We start from the raw sequence: 18938 nt of genomic DNA, 5'->3' as shown, positions 1-18938 counted from the left end.
GAAAACCCGCTTCGGCGGGTTTTTTGTTGCCTGCCAGAAAGTCTTCCCCCCCGCCTTACCATCCCCGCGTACCCATGCAAGTCGTTTAGCCTGTTTTTCTTGCCGCGGTCACATAACGTGATCAGAAATCAGTAGCAGGATGCCAACCGTTTCACTACCCTACGCCGCTTCTTGTTGGCAAATAGCCATCAATCGGCAAGGCTAGCAGCAGATGATCGTCCGTCTGCCCGTTGCACCTTCGTACTCATGTTTTCGTGAGGGGCGCCGATACAACGATCAAGCTGATTGAGCTGATGAAGCCAACTGAAAACGCTCAGGCATGAGCCTTAGGTGGCAGGAAATTCGACGGACCGTAAATACCGTCCAGTTAGTTTGCGTCATCCAGTTTGCTGAGCCTTGTTAGCCCTTAGAAGCAAATACAGATCATGAATACACACAACACTCAAAAGCATTACGAACAACGCCAGCCGCAAGCCTATCGGGGCACGCCGTTTTGTGTGCATTCGACCCAGTGGCTGGGCGCTGTACTGCGCAAGTTTGATGTCGCTGAAACCAATTATGCTTCGGAGCAGGCCCGCTATTCGCGCCTGAATGCCAGCTCCGATCCGGAAGAGGTACTCGCCTTCTTCGTCCTGATAAGCACCCTGGTAACCCAGGCACTGGACTGCCATCCGTTCCCCGAGCCGCTGCAGGCTGAGTTGGAGCGTCTGGAGCAGCACCTTGAGATGACTGTCAACGGCATGCGCGCCCTCTGCGACGCGTGACTGTTCAGGGGTAGGCCTTGCCAGACAATGCCTGCCCCCCCTGCATTATCTCCTCTTCTTGATACCCCGCCCCGCCTGCCAAACTTGGCGCCTGTCTATTTGCTTTTATCCGTTGTAGACCATGACACAGGCTCGCCCTGCCCGCTTGGCCTCATACAGGGCTTCGTCAGCATGACGCAGCAGGGTGTGCACAGACAGACCGGCATCAGGGTAAAGCACCACACCAATGGACGAAGTGGTCTTGAGCTCTCCACACGGCAGCATCCATGGCGCTTGCAAGGCCAGACATAACCGCTCGGCAATGGTGACCGCCTGAACCTCGTTTACCTGGGCCAGTACGATCACGAACTCGTCGCCGCCAATACGGGCATACAGGTCGTTGGCACGCAGGTTCTGCTTGAGCCTGCTGGCGAACCTAATCAGCAGCTCGTCCCCCACATCATGCCCCCTCTCGTCATTGATGGGCTTGAATCGATCAAGATCCAGATACAGGACGGCAAAGTTTGAATCGGCCGATGCCTGATCGATCCTGAGCTGAATCTGGTCCATCAGGAAGCGTCTGTTGGGCGCTCCCGTCAGAGGATCGTGGTAGGCCAGCGTTTGAAGATGCTGATCGTAGGCTTTACGTGCTGAGATATCACGGCAGGCAAAAACGACATTGTCCAGAACGCCCTCATTCGTATAGGTACTGGAGAGATGCGTTTCGAACCATATGCAGTGCCCTTGGGCATGGTAACAGCGGCATTCGACCGTCGTATGCGAGACGCTACCCTCCAATAGCATTCGAAACGCACTGCGCAAGGGATCAATATCGTCCGGGTGGATCAGTTCGAACATGTCACGCCCCAGATAGATAGCCGCCCGATGCCCCAGGACATGCTCAAAGGAAGGCGAAACATATTCGATGCCTACTTCCGGCTTGAACACACCAATGATGTCGAGCATGTTGTCAGCAATCAGCCGATAACGCTGTTCACTGGCTTCCAGTGCCTGCTCAGCCACACGACGCTCGGTAATATTGCGGCTGACGATCACAAGCTGGTGGCGATTACCCGCTTCATCGAAACTGGGTGTCTTGATCACTTCCCACGTGTTGAGACGGCCGTCCAGCCCCATGAAGGATTTCTGGATACGCAGCGCCGACCCTTTTTGCCAGGCCTGCTCGTCGGTCTGCACGTTGTAGACAAAAGCCTCATGGAACTCCGGTCGAATCAGCGCCAGCTCCATGTCGGTCTTGCCCACATAGTCAACGCCTTGCAGGCGATAGGTGTCGATCACGATCCTGTTGGTAATCAGCCATCGTCCCCGCCCATCCTTGAGCACAATGAACTCCTGTATGGCATCGATAAGGCCACGGAGCTGAGATTCGCTATCGAGCATGAAAGCAGAAGTGGTCATGGCAGAAGTCTGGTAACTGGGGTGCCTCCAGGTAGGACGCATCTTGTACACCCTGTATCGGCGCAGCCTGCAACAAATTGACATGACCATCCGATCGCCCGATGGATGACCATCAGACCGTGGATACCTCATGCAGGCAGCAGGCGCTCAGCCAATCTCAACTTTTCGTTGAGATGCCTTAAATTATTTCTCATAGAGCAAATCTGCCCAGCGCTTAGAGTGGATCGTTCAATGGAGCGGAGACGATCATGATTGTTCTCAACAAGGCGGTTGGTGACGCCCTGCGTCAAAACAAGTTTGCCAATGTGAAAGGCGCAGACTTCAGCCTGACGGGCAACTTTGACGAATTCGTCCGGCTGACCCATAGCTGGGAAGCTATGGAGCGCGACAGTTATTATGGCCAGGCCGAGTCGGGCGCACGGTTCAGACGCTACAGCGATTTCGAGTACCACCCCGTCAATCAGGAGCTGCGCCAGCTCGAACATCGCCCCTATGTACAATCCTTGGCTAACAATCGCTATGTAGGCGGCATGGAGCGGCATTTTCAGGACTTCTCCGATGAAGTAATCGCCTCCCCTGTTCTTCGCAGCCTGATCGCCCTGGATTTCGAGGTGTACAAAAGCGTATTGCCAGCGCACCTGCATAACGATATGTGGCAGTGCCAGATTCACCAAATTCGGATTGAGATCAACCCCGGCCAGCAGGTCGAAATCACGCCTGAGGGAATTCACTGCGACGGCTACCCCTTCAGCGCAATGCATTTCTGGGGTCGGCATAACATCGCAGGCGCCGAAAGTCGGTTATATAACGTACAAGAGGAGCTGCTCGCCGCGCTGACTTACGAGCACATCCTGGACACGACGTTTTTCCTGGACCGGGAGATGCGTCATTACGTGACGCCTGCGTCCACGAAGGACCCAAAGCGCCCGGCATTCCGTCAGATCATTGCTATCTCTTTCTCCAAACCCGGGACGGCCCATGACATTGTGCGGTAAACCTATGAACGGTCCGATTTCAGCCCGGCAATGAGAGGATGGTGTGAATACGCGTGTTTTAATCCGGAAAGCTCCTGAGCTACGCACCTTCAGCGAGGCCAGTCCGGTCGTCGCTGGCTATTTTACGGTCTCGTTCGTTTTCGGCCTGATGGCCGTGAATGCAGGCTATCCGCTCTGGTTACCGGTCGCCATGTGCTTGTTCGTCTATGCCGGTGCCTCGCAGTTCGCCGCTCTGGCACTGATGACGGCGAACGCCTCGATCGTCACTATCGTGATGACCACCTTTCTGATCAACGCCCGTCACATGCTGATGTCGATGTACATGTCCAGAGCCCTGCGCACGACAGGCCTGAGCCGTCTGGAACGATGGGTGTATGCGGCGGAGCTGACGGACGAGTCCTTTGCCTTTCACAGCAGCAAGTTGCAGAAAGGCGTTGCGGTCAATGCCCGTTACCTGATCTCGTTCAACCTCTTCTGTCACAGTGCCTGGGTGCTGGGCGCGCTGCTGGGTGCTCTCAGCTCGACCTACACTGCCCACCTGATCCAGTACAAGCTCGACTATGCCTTGACCGCCATGATGCTGTACGTGCTGGTCTCGCTTTGTGATTCCAAGGGCAAGCTGGTAGCTGCTCTAGCGGCGGTGACCTGCATGGGTGTGCTGAACCTGCTGTTCGAGTCCGCCCTGAATGTCTTTATCGCCACGTTCTTTGGCTGCTGGGTAGGCGTATGTCTCAAGAAACGTTCCTGATCCTGATAATCGTCCTGATGACCGCGGTGACACTGCTGCCACGGGTGCTACCGATGCAGCTCAGTACCGAGCGCTGGCCAGGATTCCTGACGCGAACGCTGGAGTTTCTGCCGGTCTGCATCGTCGCCGCCATTACCCTCACACCACTGGTGGTGACGGAAAAGCATGTGAACCTCATGCGGCCCGAATTCGTTGCTGCCATACCGACGCTGTTATGCGCTTATTTCAGTAAGAACCTGCTCCTCAGTGTGGCGGTAGGCCTGTTGTCTTATATTGCGCTGGGGCGAGTGCTGTAAGGGACGGGTCAGCTGCTCCAGGGCACGAATAGGCAAGTCGACATTGTTGACGACCAGGCGTACCGGCAGCGAATCCTCAAACCCCGGTACGATGGACAATCCATGCTTGCAAGCCGCCGCCCGTGAAACGACGCCCAAGCCATCGAGTTGTTTGATCAGCGAGACGGTTAGGGTTTCGCTACCCGAATAGATCATGCGATGCCCCCATTGGCTCACCGTCTGACCACTGTCCAGAAACCGCTCGAAACTGGTGGAATAAGGGCAGTCGCTGGTCGGCCTAACAAGCAGCTTGTCACTCAGGTCGCTGTACGCCTCTGCATCGGCACCGTGGTAAGCACCTACGACATCAATATGAATATCAGCCAGCTCAAGGCTGGCCAGATCGGCTTGCGGTGGTCCGATCAGTACCGCAAGGTCGATATTGTCGTTACGCAGCTTGCTGAGGTTCTCGATGGACTCGGCAAAGCTGAACTCCAGGTGATAATCGCTGAAGACCTGCATCATCCGCTTGACGATGCACTGATTAATATCGGCCGGTAGCGTGCTGTTCAGTGCGGCCCGCAGCAGCCGTGGCGTGGCTTGGCTTAACTCGGCAGCTTTGCTGTCCAGTTGCCGGGCGGACTCCACCACCTTCTCGATATAAGGCATGAGCGCGTGACCACGCTCGGTCAGGTGCAATCCCTTGTTGGATCGCTTGAAAATCCTGAACCCGAACTGGTCTTCCGCCTTGTTCAATTGCGCCGCCAGGGCCTGCACGGTCAGGCAGGCCTCATCTGACGCGGCAGACAGAGAGCCTGTACGCGCCACCCGCGTCAGGTTGCGCAGCGTTCTGACATCCATTTTGACGCCCTCGATCAGAAAGGAGCGATGCTGTAGCGATCTGATCACACAATGCTGCGATCTTCTACCTTACCTTAGCAGCTGTCTCAGTGCCTGGCGGTATTAGAGCAGGAATAGCCCCTATGAAAAATAGGGGCATTGTGCCGCTGCGGTAATATCAGACGGGAAAAGGAAACGGTGATGGACACGCCCAAACAGGCATGTCCGCTGCAGGATATTTAGAAATCGATTTCAACGTCCCCTTGCGGAACGCTGCAGCAGGACAGGATGTAACCTTCGGCCTCGTCCTCTTCGGTAATGCCGCCGTTGTGCTCCATGACAACCGAACCACGGGTCTTGAGTACCTTGCAGGTGCCGCAGATGCCCATGCCGCATGCCTTTGGAATATGCAGGCCCAGCTTGGCAGCCGCTCCGTGCACAGTCTCTCCTGGTCCGACACGTACACTCATGCCGCTGCCCGCAAATAATACCTCGCACTGATCCGCCAGCGGAACCGGCGGTGTGTCGGCCGCAAGACCGGCCTGCTCGAGAACCTCTTCCTTGACATCTGCAGGCGTCGCGCCAAAGGACTCCTCGTGGTAACGGGCCATGTCGTAGCCCAGCTCGCGCAGCATGGTTTTCACAGCATTCATATAAGGTGTCGGGCCACAGCAGAACACCTCGCGATCACGAAAATCCGGCGCCATCAATTCCAGCATGCGCCGATCAAAGAAACCGCGATATCCCGCCCAGGCCTCCCCAAGATCACTCCGCTCGCACACGAGATGCAGCGAGAAGTTAGAGACCCGCGAGGCCATGTGCTCCAGCTCGCGGTGATAGATGATGTCCTTTGGCGTGCGGGCACTGTGTACAAACACCATGTCCACGTTAGCGTTCGTGTCGAAGAACCAGCGGGCCATGGACATCACCGGTGTGATACCTACGCCACCGGAGAGCAGCAGGACCTTGTCGGACGGGTAGTCGATGGCATTGAACAGCCCCACCGGCCCATGCACCGCAAGCTCCTGCCCTTCACGCAGGTTGTCATGCAGCCAGTTCGATACCTTGCCACCCGGGACACGCTTGACCGTGATCGAGAAGCTGTAGGGCACGGAGGGCGAGCTGGAGATTGTGTATGAACGCATCACCTGCTGACCCTCAATCTCAAGCTCCAGCGTCACGAACTGACCGGGTTTGAAAAAGTACATCAGGGGTACGTCCGCCATGAAGCAGAAGGTTCGTACATCCCAGGTTTCCTGAATCGCCTTGACGCAACGTACCGCATGGCGACCATTGGCCCAGGTCTGCGTAGTAACCGGATTCAGAAAGCTGTTCATGCACGTGCCCTCACGCGTTAAGACCCGCCGCATCTTCAGGCGGTGATGGGGCGATTGTGGAGAGGCCCTTTCGTCGGCATTTACCTGCCAACGACATCGGCATGCTTAGAGCGACCAGCCCAGCGTCCACGGGACTTGCCGCGTCGGGAAATGATTCGACCATGTCGCGCGTGGATAAGGCCCTATCCAGACGCAGCCCCACACTGATTTCACCAACCACACGGGCAGTCTTGAACAAGCTGTCCAAACGCCTTGCATCACAACCCTATCAGCCACTTTTTCACCGGCGCACCTGTATGCCGCCGCATGAGGATACCGATGGACGTCACCTACCCTTTGAGTCTGGGCGATCCGCTGGAATCGGCCCGCAAGGCCACCGCAGAGATGCTGCGTACCCGTGAGCGAACTTACTCGATGCCACAGCCGTTCTATAACGATGAGCGTCTGTTCCAGATCGACATGCAGGAGATCTTTGGCAAGGAGTGGCTGATTGCCGGAATGACGAGTGAAATCCCTGCCAAAGGCAATTTTCTCACGCTGCAGATTGGCGATAACCCCGTCATGGTGGTGCGTGGTGCTGAAGGCAAGGTACACGCTTTTCATAACGTGTGTCGGCACCGCGGTTCTCGCCTGTGCATCAGCGAGAAAGGCAAGGTGGCCAAGCTGGTCTGCCCCTATCATCAATGGACCTACGAGCTGGACGGCCACCTGCTGTTTGCCGGTACCGAAATGGGCGCTGACTTCAACATGGCGGACTTCAACCTGAAGCCGGTGCATGTGAAAACGGCGGGCGGATACATCTTTATCTGCCTGGCCGAAGAGCCTCCCGCTATCGATGACTTCCTGCGTACGCTCGACCATTACATGGAACCGTACGACATGGAAAACACTAAGGTCGTAGCCCGTACGGACCTGATGGAAGCCGCCAACTGGAAGCTGGTGCTTGAAAATAACCGCGAGTGCTACCACTGCAACGGCTCGCACCCAGAGCTGCTCAAGACACTACTGGAATGGGACGATGTAACCGATCCGCGCGCCAACCAGGCCTTCAAGGATCACGTTGCCGAAAGCGCCGCCGCTTGGGAGGCCGAGCAGATCCCGTATGCCCACGCCAGCTTTGGCCTGCGTAACCGCATTGTGCGCATGCCGCTACTCAAGGGCACGGCGTCCATGACGCTGGATGGCAAGCCCGGCTGCAAGAAGCTGATGGGACGTATCAAGAACCCGGAGTTGGGCTCCATGCGCATCCTGCACCTGCCGCACTCCTGGAACCACGCCATGGGGGATCACCTGATTGTGTTCACTGTTTGGCCAATCAGCGCCCAACAGACCGTGGTTACCACCAAGTGGCTGGTGCACAAGGATGCAGTAGAGGGCGTCGATTATGAGGTAGAAAATCTGCGCAAGGTTTGGGATGCCACTAACCAGCAGGACCGAATGCTTGCCGAGGAAAATCAGCGCGGCATCAACTCCAAGGCCTACCAGCCCGGCCCGTATTCACAGACCTATGAATTTGGCGTCATTAATTTCATTGACTGGTACAGCGAACGCCTACTGGCCAACCTGGGCGAGGAACAGCCTGTACCCCATCTGCGTCAAGTGGGTGCCGATGGCTGATTGACTACTCTGTTTTAAGAACCCCGCTTCGGCGGGGTTTCTTTTGTTCAGTCAAAAACCGTTGCATTTTCAACTGCCAAGCACTGCACGCTTCAGGAAAGCGCAGCGCAATGCAGACTTGTCGCTATGAAATAATCTGGCCAGTCGTTGGGCCCTGGCTGCCAAGCCTTTCGGCACCCAAAGGACTCAACGCAATCCATTCAAGGATCTGACATGAACAACAACAGCCTGAAAATGGCCCTGGCTTCGGCTGCCCTTGTATTCGGCCTTGTCACTCTACCGGTCCAGGCTGCCAGCAAGGCCGAAACCACCCAGACAGCCAATAGCCACTCCATCTCCCTGCTGAACCATCAGCTAGTGCTGGCATTACCCGAGGGGTTCGATGTCAGTCCCCTGCCGCCCGGCACAACTGCCGAAGACCCGTCAGCACGCGGCAAACTGTATATCAACAAAGCCAGCCAACAGTTGATCGTTACCTCTGAAACACCAACGCCAGAAGATAAAACCGCCAGCAACCGAGTCGTGCTTGCTAAGGCCAAAGCCGCATTCTATGCACGGCAGAAACTGAGCGGCAGCAAATTCAAAGTGCTCAAGGAAAAGACCCTAAAGCGCGACGGCCTGACCCTTCAGCAACTGGAAACCACGTCAGTCATGAACGGCACGCCCATGCGCAGCACTGCCTTTATTGCCGAGGCAGATGCGCGGGTTGCGGTTGTACAGCTGCTGTCCGACCGAAAGGACGAAGCCGCTCACAAGGCCCTGGTACAACACGTCCTGGGCGAGCACTGATTCTGTCTTAACCTCTTAAGCGGTCTTGCCCTTTTCTGTAGAGGTCGCAAACGTTTGGCTTTTAGCTGATGGCTACCCTTAAGCATTCCCGATCGCGTCCGATATGCAGGCATCCCTTACAGAGCGAAGGATCGCCTGCCCTTATTTTCTAACAGGACCGATCATGTTCAGACATTTGAAGATCTCTTACCGGACCCTTCTGAGCTTTGGTGCAGTAGCCCTGCTACTGATCATTCTTGGCATTTCCAACTTGGTGCAAATGGCTGATATCCGCCGTGCCGGACAAGTCATCGAAAACAACGCCATGCCGAGCCTTGCAACGGCAGACGAAATTGCGCTGAACATCACCCGTCTTCGTGTCGAGGTGCTTCGCCTGGTAGCGAACCCGGACAAGGCGGTGCAGGCCAAAAGCAACCAGACCATTGCCACACTGGATGGCAAGATCCAAGAAACTTTCAAGAAATACGAGACGCTGATTTCCAGCGAACAGGAGCGCCAGGCACTCTCCACGCTCAAAACCACCTTTCAGGAATACATGAGCATTCTGGCCAAGGTACAGGGCTTTGTAAGCGAAGAGGATCTGTCCTCCGCCAACAAGCTGATCAATACCGAACTGGCGCCTCGTGGCATCATCGTCAACGATCAGAACCTGCTGCTGCAAAAGATCAACCAGGATGCAGCGACCAAGGCTGGTCAGGCCGCAGCCGAGAGCTACAGCCAGGCCCAGGCGATCGTGATCGGTATCATTGTACTGGCCGTGATCGTCACGATCGCATTGGCCCTGCTGCTGACAGCCAGCATCGTCAAACCTATTGGCCAGGCAGTAAGCGTTGCCAAACAGATTGCCGGTGGCGACCTGAGCCAGAACGTGAAAGCCGAAGGTCGGGATGAGGCAGCGGAACTGCTTCAGGCATTGGCCGCCATGCAGGTCAACCTACGCCAGACCATCGGCCAGATCGGCGACTCGGCTACTCAGCTGTCATCGGCGGCTGACGAAATGAGCGCAGTCATGGAAGAGTCTACCCGGGGTCTTCAGCGCCAGAACGATGAGATCGAGCAGGCGGCTACCGCTGTGAACGAAATGACGTCTGCCGTAGAAGGCGTTGCCAGCAACGCGGTCAGCACCTCTGAAGCATCACAGGCGTCCAGTCATTCGGCTCAACAGGGCCGTGCACAACTAAGCGACGCCATTGCCTCCATTGAAGCACTGACCAGCGATGTCTTGGGCGCTTCTCAAAGTGCCGAGGAACTTGCCGAGCAGGCCCTTAATATCAGCAAGGTTCTGGATGTGATCCGCGCCGTGGCTGAACAAACCAACCTGCTGGCGCTCAACGCCGCTATTGAAGCCGCCCGTGCAGGTGATGCCGGCCGTGGCTTTGCCGTCGTGGCCGATGAAGTCCGTGCCCTGGCACACCGTACCGGGGAGTCGACCCGTGAGATCGAATCCATGATCGGTAGTATCCAGCAGGGGACCGACCACACCGTACAAGCGCTTCAGAGCAGCGCCGAGCGTGCCCGCAGCACGCTGGAAAAAGCCAACGCGGCCGGCGAAGCCCTGTCGACCATCACGTCGAATGTGGCCGACATCAACGACCGTAACCTGCTAATTGCCAGCGCCTCCGAGCAGCAGGCTCAGGTCGCCCGCGAAGTGGACCGCAGCCTGGTCAGCATCCGTGACTTGTCTGTGCAAACGGCAGCCGGTGCACAGCAGACCAGCGTTGCCACGCAGGAGCTTGCCCGCCTTGCCGTAGACCTCAACGGTCTGGTGCGTCGCTTCTCGCTGTAACCCTGATACAACCGGTGCCATCACACTTGGCACCGGTTGTATTTGTCGCAGGCGTCCGCCCCGGCTACTCTCTTCTCTTCCTATCACGGCCAGCCGCCCTGCCCATGCGCTACCAACTCGTCATTTTCGACTTTGATGGCACCCTGGCCGACAGCTTTCCATTCTTTCTCGAGTCGCTCGACACGCTGGCTCAGGCACATCGCTTCAACCGGTACGACCCAGCCGACTTCGATCGCATCCGCAGCTACGGCACCCGTCAGCTGCTGCGTTACTTTGGTATTCCCTTGTGGAAAATTCCACGTGTCGCGCGCCACTTTCAACACCTGATGGCGCACGGCGGCCATACCGTGCGGCCCTTCGAAGGGGTACCGGCCATGCTGGAAGCCCTGCATCAGGCCGGAATACAGTTGGCGCTGGTCACGTCCAATTCACTTGAAAATGTCGAGTGCATTCTTGGTCCGTCGGCTCGCTATCTGGACCGTGTCGAGTGTAACGCGCCCCTGCTCGGTAAAAGCTCACGCCTTAAACAGGTAGTCGCCCGCTGTAATGTCTCGCCCGATGCCGCGATCTGCATTGGCGATGAGTTGCGGGATATTCAGGCGGCGCGCAAGGCAGGTATTGCCTGCGGTGCGGTCAGCTGGGGGTACGCCAGCCCGGAGGCGTTACGCAGAGCCGGGCCCGACTGTTTTTTCGAGCGTCTCGACGCGATTACTCACACCCTTGTCTCTCACCCTACAACGGAGCTTGCATGAAGCGCTTGCCCCTATGCGTTTTCGGCCTTATCTGGACACTGGGCCGTGCCCATGCTGCTGATCTCAACGTGACCTTTACCGATATCGAGGAGGCCAAAGGTGAATTGCTGGTAGCCGTATTCGCTTCGGCCGACGCGTGGGATAACGACAAACCATTGGAGGCATCCGCCCATATCCCAGTTACAGGGACCACGGTGCAGCATACCTTCAAGAACCTGAAGCCCGGCACCTATGCGGTATCGGTCATTCGAGATGCCAACGGCAATCAGAAGCTCGATACGAACTTTATCGGGATGCCGACTGAGCAGTATGGCTACAGCCAGAACCCTCCACTGAAGATGCGTAAGGCCGCGTTTGAGGAAACACGCTTCGAGCTCAACGACTCTATTGAAGCTATTACCATCAAGCTTCGCTGACCAACAAAACTGCTCAAAAAACGATCAATTCTCTGGAGGCCTTGTATGTCGTGGCCTCCAGGCAATCATGAACACTGTATCCACAAGCGAAACCACAGTAATAGTGAGTAGAAAAATCGATCTTGAATTAATTGATCAATAAATGAGCAACTGTCTGGACGCCGCATGGCGCAAGGCTTGGCGACATTAACGAACATGCTGTCCACAGCCAGACGCACAGTAATTGTGGGAAAGCGGTTAGGTATGGCTTGAGCGGGCGAGCCCTTCGGATGGGCTCTGCCTGAATAAAAGGCTAAACCGTCTCATAATTGGCTTGTAATGGCTTAATAATGGCCTTTCTGGATGACAGAGTTTTGTCATCCAAGTCATTGACAGATGAGTTAACCAACCCTCAGCAACAGCTTATCCACAGCTCTTCCCACGGTTCATTCACCTTTTCAGGGCATTTTTAGCTTTATATCGGGTGGATAACTCAATGAAGCGCACGCTCTTCATACAGTGCTGAAATAGAGGGCTCATTAGCTTTGTCAACACTGATCAACAATACAGCAGTTGCCTCTATCCCTTTAAAATCAAGGCTTACAGCCTCTTCCAAACATATTACTCACAAACTTATCCACAAGTTGTTGTGATTACAGGAAAAGCCATCTCTGTCATTTTGATCAAAAAGTGACCACTTCAGCTAAAGCCGCATGGTTACTAGGGTCGAATAATTATCCAACAGATTATCCACAGGCTCGTGCACACAATTTGTGGGCTTGAAGGGATAAAAAGACAGGCACTCAAAAGCCTCCAGCAAGCCGGAAGCCGACATGAGATATGAAAGTCGTCCTACCGAACGACGCCTTCCTCACGCAGGACCTTGAAAATGGCTTCTGCGCCCGCCTGCGGGGTGACATCTCTCAGGATCTGACCGCCATCTCCTGTTGCCTTGGCCGTGGCGGCGCGAAAACGATCGGCAGCCGTCTTGGCCTTGATGACTTTCAGCCGCTTCGGCCGTGGACGAGCCGGCTGCAAGACGGCCTCTTGCCACAGGAGGTCATCGACGATATCCACGTCTTCAACCTTGATCTCTCCACGCCTTGCGGGCCCAAAGGCGCTTTGACGGGCGGCTGGCGCTGCGTTGTCTACACTGGCGACAAAAGGCAGGCGTACCCTTAGCCGTCGCCTTTGTCCGCGCGGCAGGGCTTGCAGTACCTGGGCATGTCCGGCGTCTACCGATTCAACGTCTGCCAGCCCAACTACCAGGGGCCAACCCAGCGATTCGGCCAGAAGATAGGGCAGCATGCCCGACCCTTCCCCGGTCTCGGCTTGAGTGCCGGTCAATACAACCTGGACCTGAGCCTCCCGAAGGTATTCCACCAGCACCGGTAGAGCATCGGCGCCCTTGGGCTGCTCCAGGACATGCAGGGCAGGCAACCCCATACCCAGGTAGGCGCGCAGCGACTCCTCGTAGGGATTACCGGCATGCAGTACCGTGAGTCGATCACCCGCCAGATGCAGCCCCAGTTCGACCGCTCGGGCATCCTGCTCTGCGCGGCGGGCACGGGCCGACATGGGATGCGACCCCACCGATACCAGCGTAATCACGTTCAATTGGCCGTCGGACATACCGTTTACCTCCTTCAAGACTCACGTTGCGTTGCTGAAGCGGTAGTCCTGCGGACGACCGCTTCAGGCCGCTTCCTTCTGCTCACCGCGGCGGTAGGCCTCGACCAGATCGATCAAGGCTTCCAGCACGGCGTTCGAATCTGCAATGACTGACAGGTCTGCCCGCTTGATCATGTCGCACCCCGGATTGAGGTTAATGGCAATGACCTTGTCGCAGGCACCTATGCCCTGTAAGTGCTGTACCGCGCCGGAAATCCCGACTGCCAGGTAGACCCGTGCCGTTACCCAGGTCCCCGTAGCGCCTACCTGCCGGTGACGTGGCATATGCCCGTCGTCTACCGCCACCCGCGAAGCCCCTTCTGTTGCCCCAAGCGCCCGGGCTGCCCGATGGAAGAGATCCCAGTCCTGAACGCCATTGCCACCGGACAGGATGAATTCCGCCTCGGCCATGGGAACAAGCGCCGGATCGACGGCCACGGCTCCCATGTCCTCGATACGCACAAGCGCTCGCAACTGATTGCCGTCAGCCAGCGTGACCGTACGTGCCTCATATCGTGTTTCACTGACCGGCTCCGCACACTCGGCGCAGGCCAACACTACCCTGGGGACAGGACGCGTCAGATCTTCGCTGCCTGCGCCGGCACGGCCGGTACATAGGCCATCCTTTATCTGCCAGACACGTGTGGCAGGCCGCTCATGTAGCGTAGCAGCGAAACGACGACCCAGCTCGCCACCACCGGTACGGCTGTCCGGCAACAACCAGTGACGTGGCAAGAACTGGCTCTCTACTGCACGCAACGCCAGCACGCGCTGTTCAGGCGAGTATCCCGTGTATTCATGACCGCTCAATTGCAATAGCCGGTCAACACCTGCCTTATCGAAGCCAGACTCCTTGTGCTCACCAAAGACAATGGCCAACACCGCCCCTGTTGAGCCTGCCAGCTGTCGCGCCAGACCGAGCAAATCGCGGTCGTGGCTGGAAAGCCGTCCCCCTACCAGATCGGGCACTACGGCAATAATGAAGGCGGGCTCTTCGACCCGATGCAACGGCAGTAGCACCTCCTGGGCCTCACCCAGCCGACGAACCCCGTTGCCCTGCTGAGCGCCACTGCGATCGATACGGCGCAAGCCGCTAGGCCCCTTGAAGCCCAGAGCTGCGTGGGGATTCTTACGAATGATGCCGTTGGGGCCTATCCAGCGAGGCTGCTCATCGCGCGTACTCGCCTGCATCAAGGCGTGCAGGGGATGAAGCCGATTACGGGCGATCCATTCGGCATGCGGATCACGGCGGATGATGTCAGTCATGCCCTGCTCCTTTGAAAAACGTCCGTGCGTGATTGGATATCGCGGCACTCAGGGCCAATCGGGTAATACGGGATGCGCTCATCAGGAGATCTCCACCGCTTCACGCCGGGGCGTGATTGGTTGCTTTACCGGCACGGCGGGTGCCTCGATTACAACTTCGGCGACCAGCTCGGCAATGTCCTTTACCTCCGGACGGGGCGCGACCACCCCCTCCAGCATGGCGGTACATTGAGGGCATCCCACAGCGACAACCTCCGCTCCAGTCGTCTTGATATCGGCCATGCGCATGTCGGGAATCCGCTGCGTGCCGGGAATATCGGTAATTGGCGCGCCTCCTCCACCGCCACAGCAGCGAGCCCGGAAGCCGGAGCGCTCCATTTCCTTGACCTCAATCCCGATGGCCTTGAGTACCTTGCGAGGCGCCTCGTACTCTCCGTTGTATCGACCCAGATAGCAGGGGTCGTGGTAGGTCACGTTGCCCCCCTTGTGCTGCCCGAGATGAAGCGCCTGGGCATCCAGCAGCTCTGCCAGAAAGGTGCTGTGATGCAGGACCGTATAAGCCCCGCCCAGCGCGCCGTATTCGTTTCTCAGCACGTGAAAGCTATGCGGGTCGCATGTCACGATCCGGTTGAAGCGGTACCGCGACAGCGTGGCGATATTGCGTCTGGCCAATTGCTGAAAGGTCGCCTCGTCCCCCAGTCGTCGCGCCACGTCACCGCTGTCGCGCTCCTCCAGCCCCAGCACGGCAAAATCAACCTTGGCAGCCTTGAGAATCTTGACGAAAGCCCTAAGGGTCCGCTGGTTGCGCATGTCAAACGCGCCATCACCCACCCAGAACAACACATCGACGCGCTGTTGGTTGGCGATCAACGGCAGATCAAGGTCCGCAGCCCAGTTCATCCGGTTGACCGGGTTGAAGCCGTTGGGGTTATCCGTGGCAATCAGATTATCGAGCACCTCAGCGCCCTTGTTGGGGGTTGCCCCTTTCTCCAGGGTCAGATGGCGACGCATATCGACGATGGCATCGACGTGCTCGATCATCATCGGGCACTCTTCCACACAGGCCCGACAGGTGGTGCAGGACCATAGCGTCTCGGCATCGACCAGCGCCTTGCCTTCAAATGAAACAATGGGCGAATGGGCATTGCCGCCGTGCTCACCAATTGGCTTTCCGGGATAAGGCGAGCCGAAATAACGCGCGTCGGTGCCACCCGCCATGCCGATAACCATGTCCTGGATCAGCTTTTTCGGGTTGAGCGGCTGGCCGGCCGCATAAGCGGGGCACATGGCCTCGCAGCGCCCGCACTGCACACAGGCGTCAAAGCCCAGCAGCTGATTCCACGTAAAGTCCTTGGGTTTCTCCACACCCAGCGGTGCAGCAGGATCATTCAGGTCCAGGGCCTTCAAGCCACTGGATCGCGCCGCGCTGGCATTGAACGGCGTACGAAAGCGCTCGGGACGGCGGTGAAAAGCCAGATGCAAGGCACCGGCAAAGGCATGTTTCATCGGGCCACCCCAGGTCATGCCGAAGAATAGTTCCGACACGCCCCAAGCCACGCCTACAGCCAGCACGGCCGCCAGTATCCAGCCGCCAAAATCTTCTGGGAGTACGCCCGCTACGGGCAGCGTAGCAATGAAAAAGCTCGCGGAAAACATCACTAGGCTTTTGGGCAAGCGCATCCATGGCCCTTTGGACAGGCGTGCCGGTGGGTTGCGGCGACGCTTGGCCACAAACAAGGCACCCGTGAACATGCAAGCGGTGGCCGCCAATAGCGCCCAACCCAGAATACGGTTATGCAGGCCAAATCCATGAACCAGTACAGCCAGCACGGCGGCCAGAACGAAGCCGCCTGCAGTGGCCACATGGGTTCGCGACATATAGCGATCCCGCTCGACCACATGGTGCAAGTCCACCAGATAGCGCCGCGGCATGGCCAGCAGACCCCGAATCAGATCGACATGGGCGGGCCGGCCCTGCCGCCAGAGCCGTACGCGTCGAAAACCACCGATCGCAGCCAGTGCCAGGGCCGTAAAGAGCAGAACGGGAATAAGGATATCTAACATACCGGAGCCTCGTAGGATGGGTGAGCCAGAGGCATTACCCATCCTCAACATGTCAGGCGGTACCTAAACCGCGGGTAGCCCTCGTGGTGGGTCAGACTGCTCTGCAGCTAACCCACCCTGCGGTTCGCAAAGGCGCGTACTTAAAAGTCCTTGCACAGCCGCAATGCGTCGTAGATTGCGGCGTGGGTGTTGCGCTGCGCCACGCAGTCCCCGATGCGATACAGGAGATAACCGCTACCCTGCTCATTCAAGGCGGGTTGTGGCTCGATAGCGAACAAGGCCTCGATATCGATCTGGCCCTTGTTACGCGAACCCTCCTTCAGCGCGTAGTACAAGGTCTCGTCCGGTCGCACGCCGTTCTCGATGACGATCTGATCGACCACCCGCTCCTCCTTGGCGCCGGTGTATTCGTTTTCCAGTACGGCAATCTTCTTGTCGCCCTCGGGATATACCTTTTCCAGCATGAGATCGCCGGTCATGATCACCTCCTTCGGGTAGAGGCTGCGGTAGTAGGTCGGGAACGTGGTCCCGCCAATGGCTACGCCCGGTTTGATGTCATCGGTGACAATTTCCACCTGTGCGCCTTTATCGGCCAGATAATCAGCCGCCGACATCCCGGAAAATTCACAAATAGTGTCGTAGACCAGCACGTTTTTGCCCGGCTCGACCTTACCGGAAAGAATGTCCCAGCTGCTCACCACCAAGCCTTCGGCCGCGCCCCAATGCTCGTTCTGCTCCATGAATGGATGACCGCCATTGGCCAGCACAACGATGTCCGGACGTAGATCCATGATCGTGTCAGGATCAGCCGCCGTCCCCAGCCGCAGGTCGATATTCAGGCGAGCCAGCTCCAGTTGATACCACCGCGTGATACCCGCGATCTGGTCGCGCTGAGGCGCCCGGGCCGCGAGAGTAATCTGCCCACCCAGCTGCTCCTGCTTTTCGAACAGGGTCACGTCATGCCCCCGCTCAGCCGAGACGCGGGCCGCCTCCATTCCCGCCGGACCGCCACCTACGACGACCACCTTGCGCCTGGCCCCGGTGGATTTCTCGATGATATGGGGTACACCCATGTACTCACGGCTGGTCGCGGCATTCTGAATGCACAGCACGTCAAGCCCTTGATACTGGCGGTCGATGCAGTAGTTGGCCCCCACGCATTGGCGAATCTGATCCACCTGCCCCATCTTGATCTTGGCAATCAGATGCGGATCGGCGATGTGGGCACGGGTCATACCGACCATGTCCACGTAACCGCCCTCAAGGATGCGTGTCGCCTGGTTCGGATCCTTGATGTTCTGCGCATGCAGTACGGGCACGCTGACCACATCCTTGATACCGGCCGCCAGATGCAGGAACGGCTCCGGCGGGTAGGTCATGTTGGGAATCACGTTGGCCAAAGTATTGTGGGTGTCGCAGCCGGAGCCGATCACGCCAAAGAAGTCCACCATGCCGGTGTCGTTGTAATACTTGGCGATCTGTTTCATATCGTCATGGGTCAGGCCGTCCGGGTGGAATTCATCACCACAGATCCGCATGCCGACACAGAAGTCATCGCCAACTTCGGCCCGTACAGCCTTGAGCACTTCCAGGCCAAAGCGCATACGGTTCTCGAAGCTGCCGCCCCATTCATCGGTACGCTTGTTCACACGGGGCGACCAGAACTGATCGATCATGTGCTGGTGCACAGCAGACAGCTCCACACCATCCAGGCCACCCGCTTTCGCCCGGCGCGCGGCCTGGGCAAAATTACCAATTATCCGCCAGATTTCCTCCGGCTCGATGGTCTTACAAGTAGCGCGATGCACAGGCTCGCGGATACCGGACGGCGACATCAGGGTTGGCCAGTGACCACCGTCCCAACGGGAACGGCGACCCATGTGGGTAATCTGGATCATGATCTTGGCGCCGTGCTTGTGCATGGCATCCGCCAGGTTCTGAAAATGCGGAATGATGCGGTCGGTAGCGAGGTTTACCGAACTCCACCAGTGCTGCGGGCTGTCGATCGCCACGACTGAGGAACCGCCGCAAATGGCAAGGCCAATGCCGCCCTTGGCTTTTTCTTCGTAATATTTGACGTACCGTTCGGTCGTCATGCCGCCATCAGTGGCATACACTTCGGCGTGCGCCGTGCTGAGTACGCGGTTGCGAATCGTCAGCTTGCCGATCTGGATTGGTTGGAACATTGCTTCAAAGGCCATCACGGCACCTCATCTCAGCGAATTACGCACGGTCGGTCTT

At 57.5% G+C, this 18938-nt stretch carries 17 protein-coding genes and 1 pseudogene; 10 read left to right on the top strand and 8 right to left on the bottom strand.

From position 1 onward, the window contains the following. Nucleotides 1-425 precede the first annotated feature (425 nt). The gene (locus PLU01S_RS08255; protein ID WP_010796190.1) at nucleotides 426-764 is read left to right on the top strand and encodes a hypothetical protein; all 339 of its coding nucleotides are present in this window, start codon (nucleotides 426-428) and stop codon (nucleotides 762-764) included. Between the two features lie 105 nt (nucleotides 765-869). Here the strand turns inward: PLU01S_RS08255 and PLU01S_RS08250 are convergent, their stop codons facing one another. Beyond that, complete coding sequence (locus tag PLU01S_RS08250) at nucleotides 870-2162, bottom strand: sensor domain-containing diguanylate cyclase (protein ID WP_074827192.1); 1293 nt, start codon at nucleotides 2160-2162, stop codon at nucleotides 870-872. 248 nt (nucleotides 2163-2410) lie between these two features. Here PLU01S_RS08250 and PLU01S_RS08245 point away from each other — a divergent pair, with 248 nt between their 5' ends. The 3 genes from PLU01S_RS08245 to PLU01S_RS08235 are packed head-to-tail and all read left to right on the top strand — an operon-like array spanning nucleotide 2411 to nucleotide 4201. Continuing rightward, nucleotides 2411-3157: a 2OG-Fe dioxygenase family protein gene (locus PLU01S_RS08245; RefSeq protein WP_010796192.1), complete on the top strand. Its 747-nt coding sequence runs from the start codon at nucleotides 2411-2413 to the stop codon at nucleotides 3155-3157. Between the two features lie 43 nt (nucleotides 3158-3200). Beyond that, nucleotides 3201-3905, top strand: a complete 705-nt coding sequence (locus PLU01S_RS08240) for an AzlC family ABC transporter permease (protein ID WP_074827194.1) — start codon at nucleotides 3201-3203, stop codon at nucleotides 3903-3905. Further along, nucleotides 3884-4201, top strand: a complete 318-nt coding sequence (locus tag PLU01S_RS08235) for an AzlD domain-containing protein (protein ID WP_074827195.1) — start codon at nucleotides 3884-3886, stop codon at nucleotides 4199-4201. Before PLU01S_RS08240 ends, PLU01S_RS08235 begins: the two co-directional genes overlap by 22 nt. Here the strand turns inward: PLU01S_RS08235 and PLU01S_RS08230 are convergent. The 3 genes from PLU01S_RS08230 to PLU01S_RS25665 all read right to left on the bottom strand — a co-directional run bounded on the left by PLU01S_RS08230 (nucleotide 4118) and on the right by PLU01S_RS25665 (nucleotide 6595). Further along, nucleotides 4118-5041, bottom strand: a complete 924-nt coding sequence (locus PLU01S_RS08230) for a LysR family transcriptional regulator (protein ID WP_074827276.1) — start codon at nucleotides 5039-5041, stop codon at nucleotides 4118-4120. The two genes, PLU01S_RS08235 and PLU01S_RS08230, sit on opposite strands and share 84 nt — an antisense overlap. 218 nt (nucleotides 5042-5259) lie before the next feature. Next, a complete protein-coding gene (locus tag PLU01S_RS08225; RefSeq protein ID WP_010796196.1) occupies nucleotides 5260-6357 on the bottom strand; it encodes an FAD-binding oxidoreductase in 1098 nt (365 codons plus the stop codon). 10 nt (nucleotides 6358-6367) lie between these two features. Then, on the bottom strand, nucleotides 6368-6595 hold the full coding sequence (locus PLU01S_RS25665) for a hypothetical protein (protein WP_159435106.1): 228 nt from the start codon (nucleotides 6593-6595) through the stop codon (nucleotides 6368-6370). Nucleotides 6596-6675: 80 nt separating this feature from the next. On the opposite strand from PLU01S_RS25665, the gene gbcA reads away from it, so the two are divergent. From gbcA to PLU01S_RS08200, 6 genes and pseudogenes are all read left to right on the top strand, one after another. After that, entirely contained in the window at nucleotides 6676-7974 is a 1299-nt protein-coding gene (gbcA, locus tag PLU01S_RS08220; protein WP_074827198.1) for a glycine-betaine demethylase subunit GbcA, read from the top strand. 213 nt (nucleotides 7975-8187) lie between these two features. After that, on the top strand, nucleotides 8188-8763 hold the full coding sequence (locus PLU01S_RS08215; protein WP_074827200.1) for a DcrB/PsbP domain-containing protein: 576 nt from the start codon (nucleotides 8188-8190) through the stop codon (nucleotides 8761-8763). Between the two features lie 103 nt (nucleotides 8764-8866). Further along, nucleotides 8867-9694 (top strand): annotated as a pseudogene (locus tag PLU01S_RS26565) (MCP four helix bundle domain-containing protein); the annotation flags it as partial. Next, the gene (locus PLU01S_RS26560) at nucleotides 9686-10549 is read left to right on the top strand and encodes a methyl-accepting chemotaxis protein (protein WP_425326529.1); all 864 of its coding nucleotides are present in this window, start codon (nucleotides 9686-9688) and stop codon (nucleotides 10547-10549) included. The pseudogene PLU01S_RS26565 and the gene PLU01S_RS26560, both read left to right, overlap by 9 nt. Before the next feature lie 104 nt (nucleotides 10550-10653). Beyond that, entirely contained in the window at nucleotides 10654-11301 is a 648-nt protein-coding gene (locus PLU01S_RS08205) for an HAD hydrolase-like protein (RefSeq protein WP_074827201.1), read from the top strand. Next, nucleotides 11298-11717 carry a DUF2141 domain-containing protein gene (locus PLU01S_RS08200; RefSeq protein WP_074827203.1) on the top strand — a complete coding sequence of 140 codons (420 nt, stop codon included), beginning with the start codon at nucleotides 11298-11300 and terminating at the stop codon, nucleotides 11715-11717. The genes PLU01S_RS08205 and PLU01S_RS08200 overlap by 4 nt, the downstream gene beginning before the upstream one ends. Before the next feature lie 831 nt (nucleotides 11718-12548). Here the strand turns inward: PLU01S_RS08200 and etfB are convergent. The 4 genes from etfB to dgcA all read right to left on the bottom strand — a co-directional run bounded on the left by etfB (nucleotide 12549) and on the right by dgcA (nucleotide 18898). Continuing rightward, the gene (gene etfB, locus PLU01S_RS08195) at nucleotides 12549-13328 is read right to left on the bottom strand and encodes an electron transfer flavoprotein subunit beta (protein WP_010796203.1); all 780 of its coding nucleotides are present in this window, start codon (nucleotides 13326-13328) and stop codon (nucleotides 12549-12551) included. A 63-nt stretch (nucleotides 13329-13391) separates the two neighbouring features. Next, a complete protein-coding gene (gene etfA / locus PLU01S_RS08190; protein WP_074827204.1) occupies nucleotides 13392-14633 on the bottom strand; it encodes an electron transfer flavoprotein subunit alpha in 1242 nt (413 codons plus the stop codon). An 81-nt stretch (nucleotides 14634-14714) separates the two neighbouring features. Beyond that, nucleotides 14715-16697, bottom strand: a complete 1983-nt coding sequence (gene dgcB / locus PLU01S_RS08185; RefSeq protein ID WP_074827206.1) for a dimethylglycine demethylation protein DgcB — start codon at nucleotides 16695-16697, stop codon at nucleotides 14715-14717. A 140-nt stretch (nucleotides 16698-16837) separates the two neighbouring features. After that, a complete protein-coding gene (gene dgcA, locus PLU01S_RS08180; protein WP_074827211.1) occupies nucleotides 16838-18898 on the bottom strand; it encodes a dimethylglycine demethylation protein DgcA in 2061 nt (686 codons plus the stop codon). Between the last annotated feature and the right edge of the window lie 40 nt (nucleotides 18899-18938).

The organism is Pseudomonas luteola NBRC 103146 (assembly GCF_002091675.1).
Classification (GTDB): Bacteria; Pseudomonadota; Gammaproteobacteria; order Pseudomonadales; family Pseudomonadaceae; genus Chryseomonas; species Chryseomonas luteola.
This window is presented reverse-complemented; position numbering and strand designations above follow the sequence as displayed.

What these genes read in the sequence shown, in the direction of transcription:
- PLU01S_RS08255 (WP_010796190.1), top strand. Translation starts at nt 426, where the DNA reads ATGAATACACACAACACTCAAAAGCATTACGAACAACGCCAGCCGCAA.
- PLU01S_RS08250 (WP_074827192.1), bottom strand. Translation starts at nt 2,162, where the DNA reads ATGACCACTTCTGCTTTCATGCTCGATAGCGAATCTCAGCTCCGTGGC.
- PLU01S_RS08245 (WP_010796192.1), top strand. Translation starts at nt 2,411, where the DNA reads ATGATTGTTCTCAACAAGGCGGTTGGTGACGCCCTGCGTCAAAACAAG.
- PLU01S_RS08235 (WP_074827195.1), top strand. Translation starts at nt 3,884, where the DNA reads ATGTCTCAAGAAACGTTCCTGATCCTGATAATCGTCCTGATGACCGCG.
- PLU01S_RS08230 (WP_074827276.1), bottom strand. Translation starts at nt 5,041, where the DNA reads ATGGATGTCAGAACGCTGCGCAACCTGACGCGGGTGGCGCGTACAGGC.
- PLU01S_RS08225 (WP_010796196.1), bottom strand. Translation starts at nt 6,357, where the DNA reads ATGAACAGCTTTCTGAATCCGGTTACTACGCAGACCTGGGCCAATGGT.
- gbcA (WP_074827198.1), top strand. Translation starts at nt 6,676, where the DNA reads ATGGACGTCACCTACCCTTTGAGTCTGGGCGATCCGCTGGAATCGGCC.
- PLU01S_RS08215 (WP_074827200.1), top strand. Translation starts at nt 8,188, where the DNA reads ATGAACAACAACAGCCTGAAAATGGCCCTGGCTTCGGCTGCCCTTGTA.
- PLU01S_RS26560 (WP_425326529.1), top strand. Translation starts at nt 9,686, where the DNA reads ATGCAGGTCAACCTACGCCAGACCATCGGCCAGATCGGCGACTCGGCT.
- PLU01S_RS08205 (WP_074827201.1), top strand. Translation starts at nt 10,654, where the DNA reads ATGCGCTACCAACTCGTCATTTTCGACTTTGATGGCACCCTGGCCGAC.
- PLU01S_RS08200 (WP_074827203.1), top strand. Translation starts at nt 11,298, where the DNA reads ATGAAGCGCTTGCCCCTATGCGTTTTCGGCCTTATCTGGACACTGGGC.
- etfB (WP_010796203.1), bottom strand. Translation starts at nt 13,328, where the DNA reads ATGTCCGACGGCCAATTGAACGTGATTACGCTGGTATCGGTGGGGTCG.
- etfA (WP_074827204.1), bottom strand. Translation starts at nt 14,633, where the DNA reads ATGACTGACATCATCCGCCGTGATCCGCATGCCGAATGGATCGCCCGT.
- dgcB (WP_074827206.1), bottom strand. Translation starts at nt 16,697, where the DNA reads ATGTTAGATATCCTTATTCCCGTTCTGCTCTTTACGGCCCTGGCACTG.
- dgcA (WP_074827211.1), bottom strand. Translation starts at nt 18,898, where the DNA reads ATGGCCTTTGAAGCAATGTTCCAACCAATCCAGATCGGCAAGCTGACG.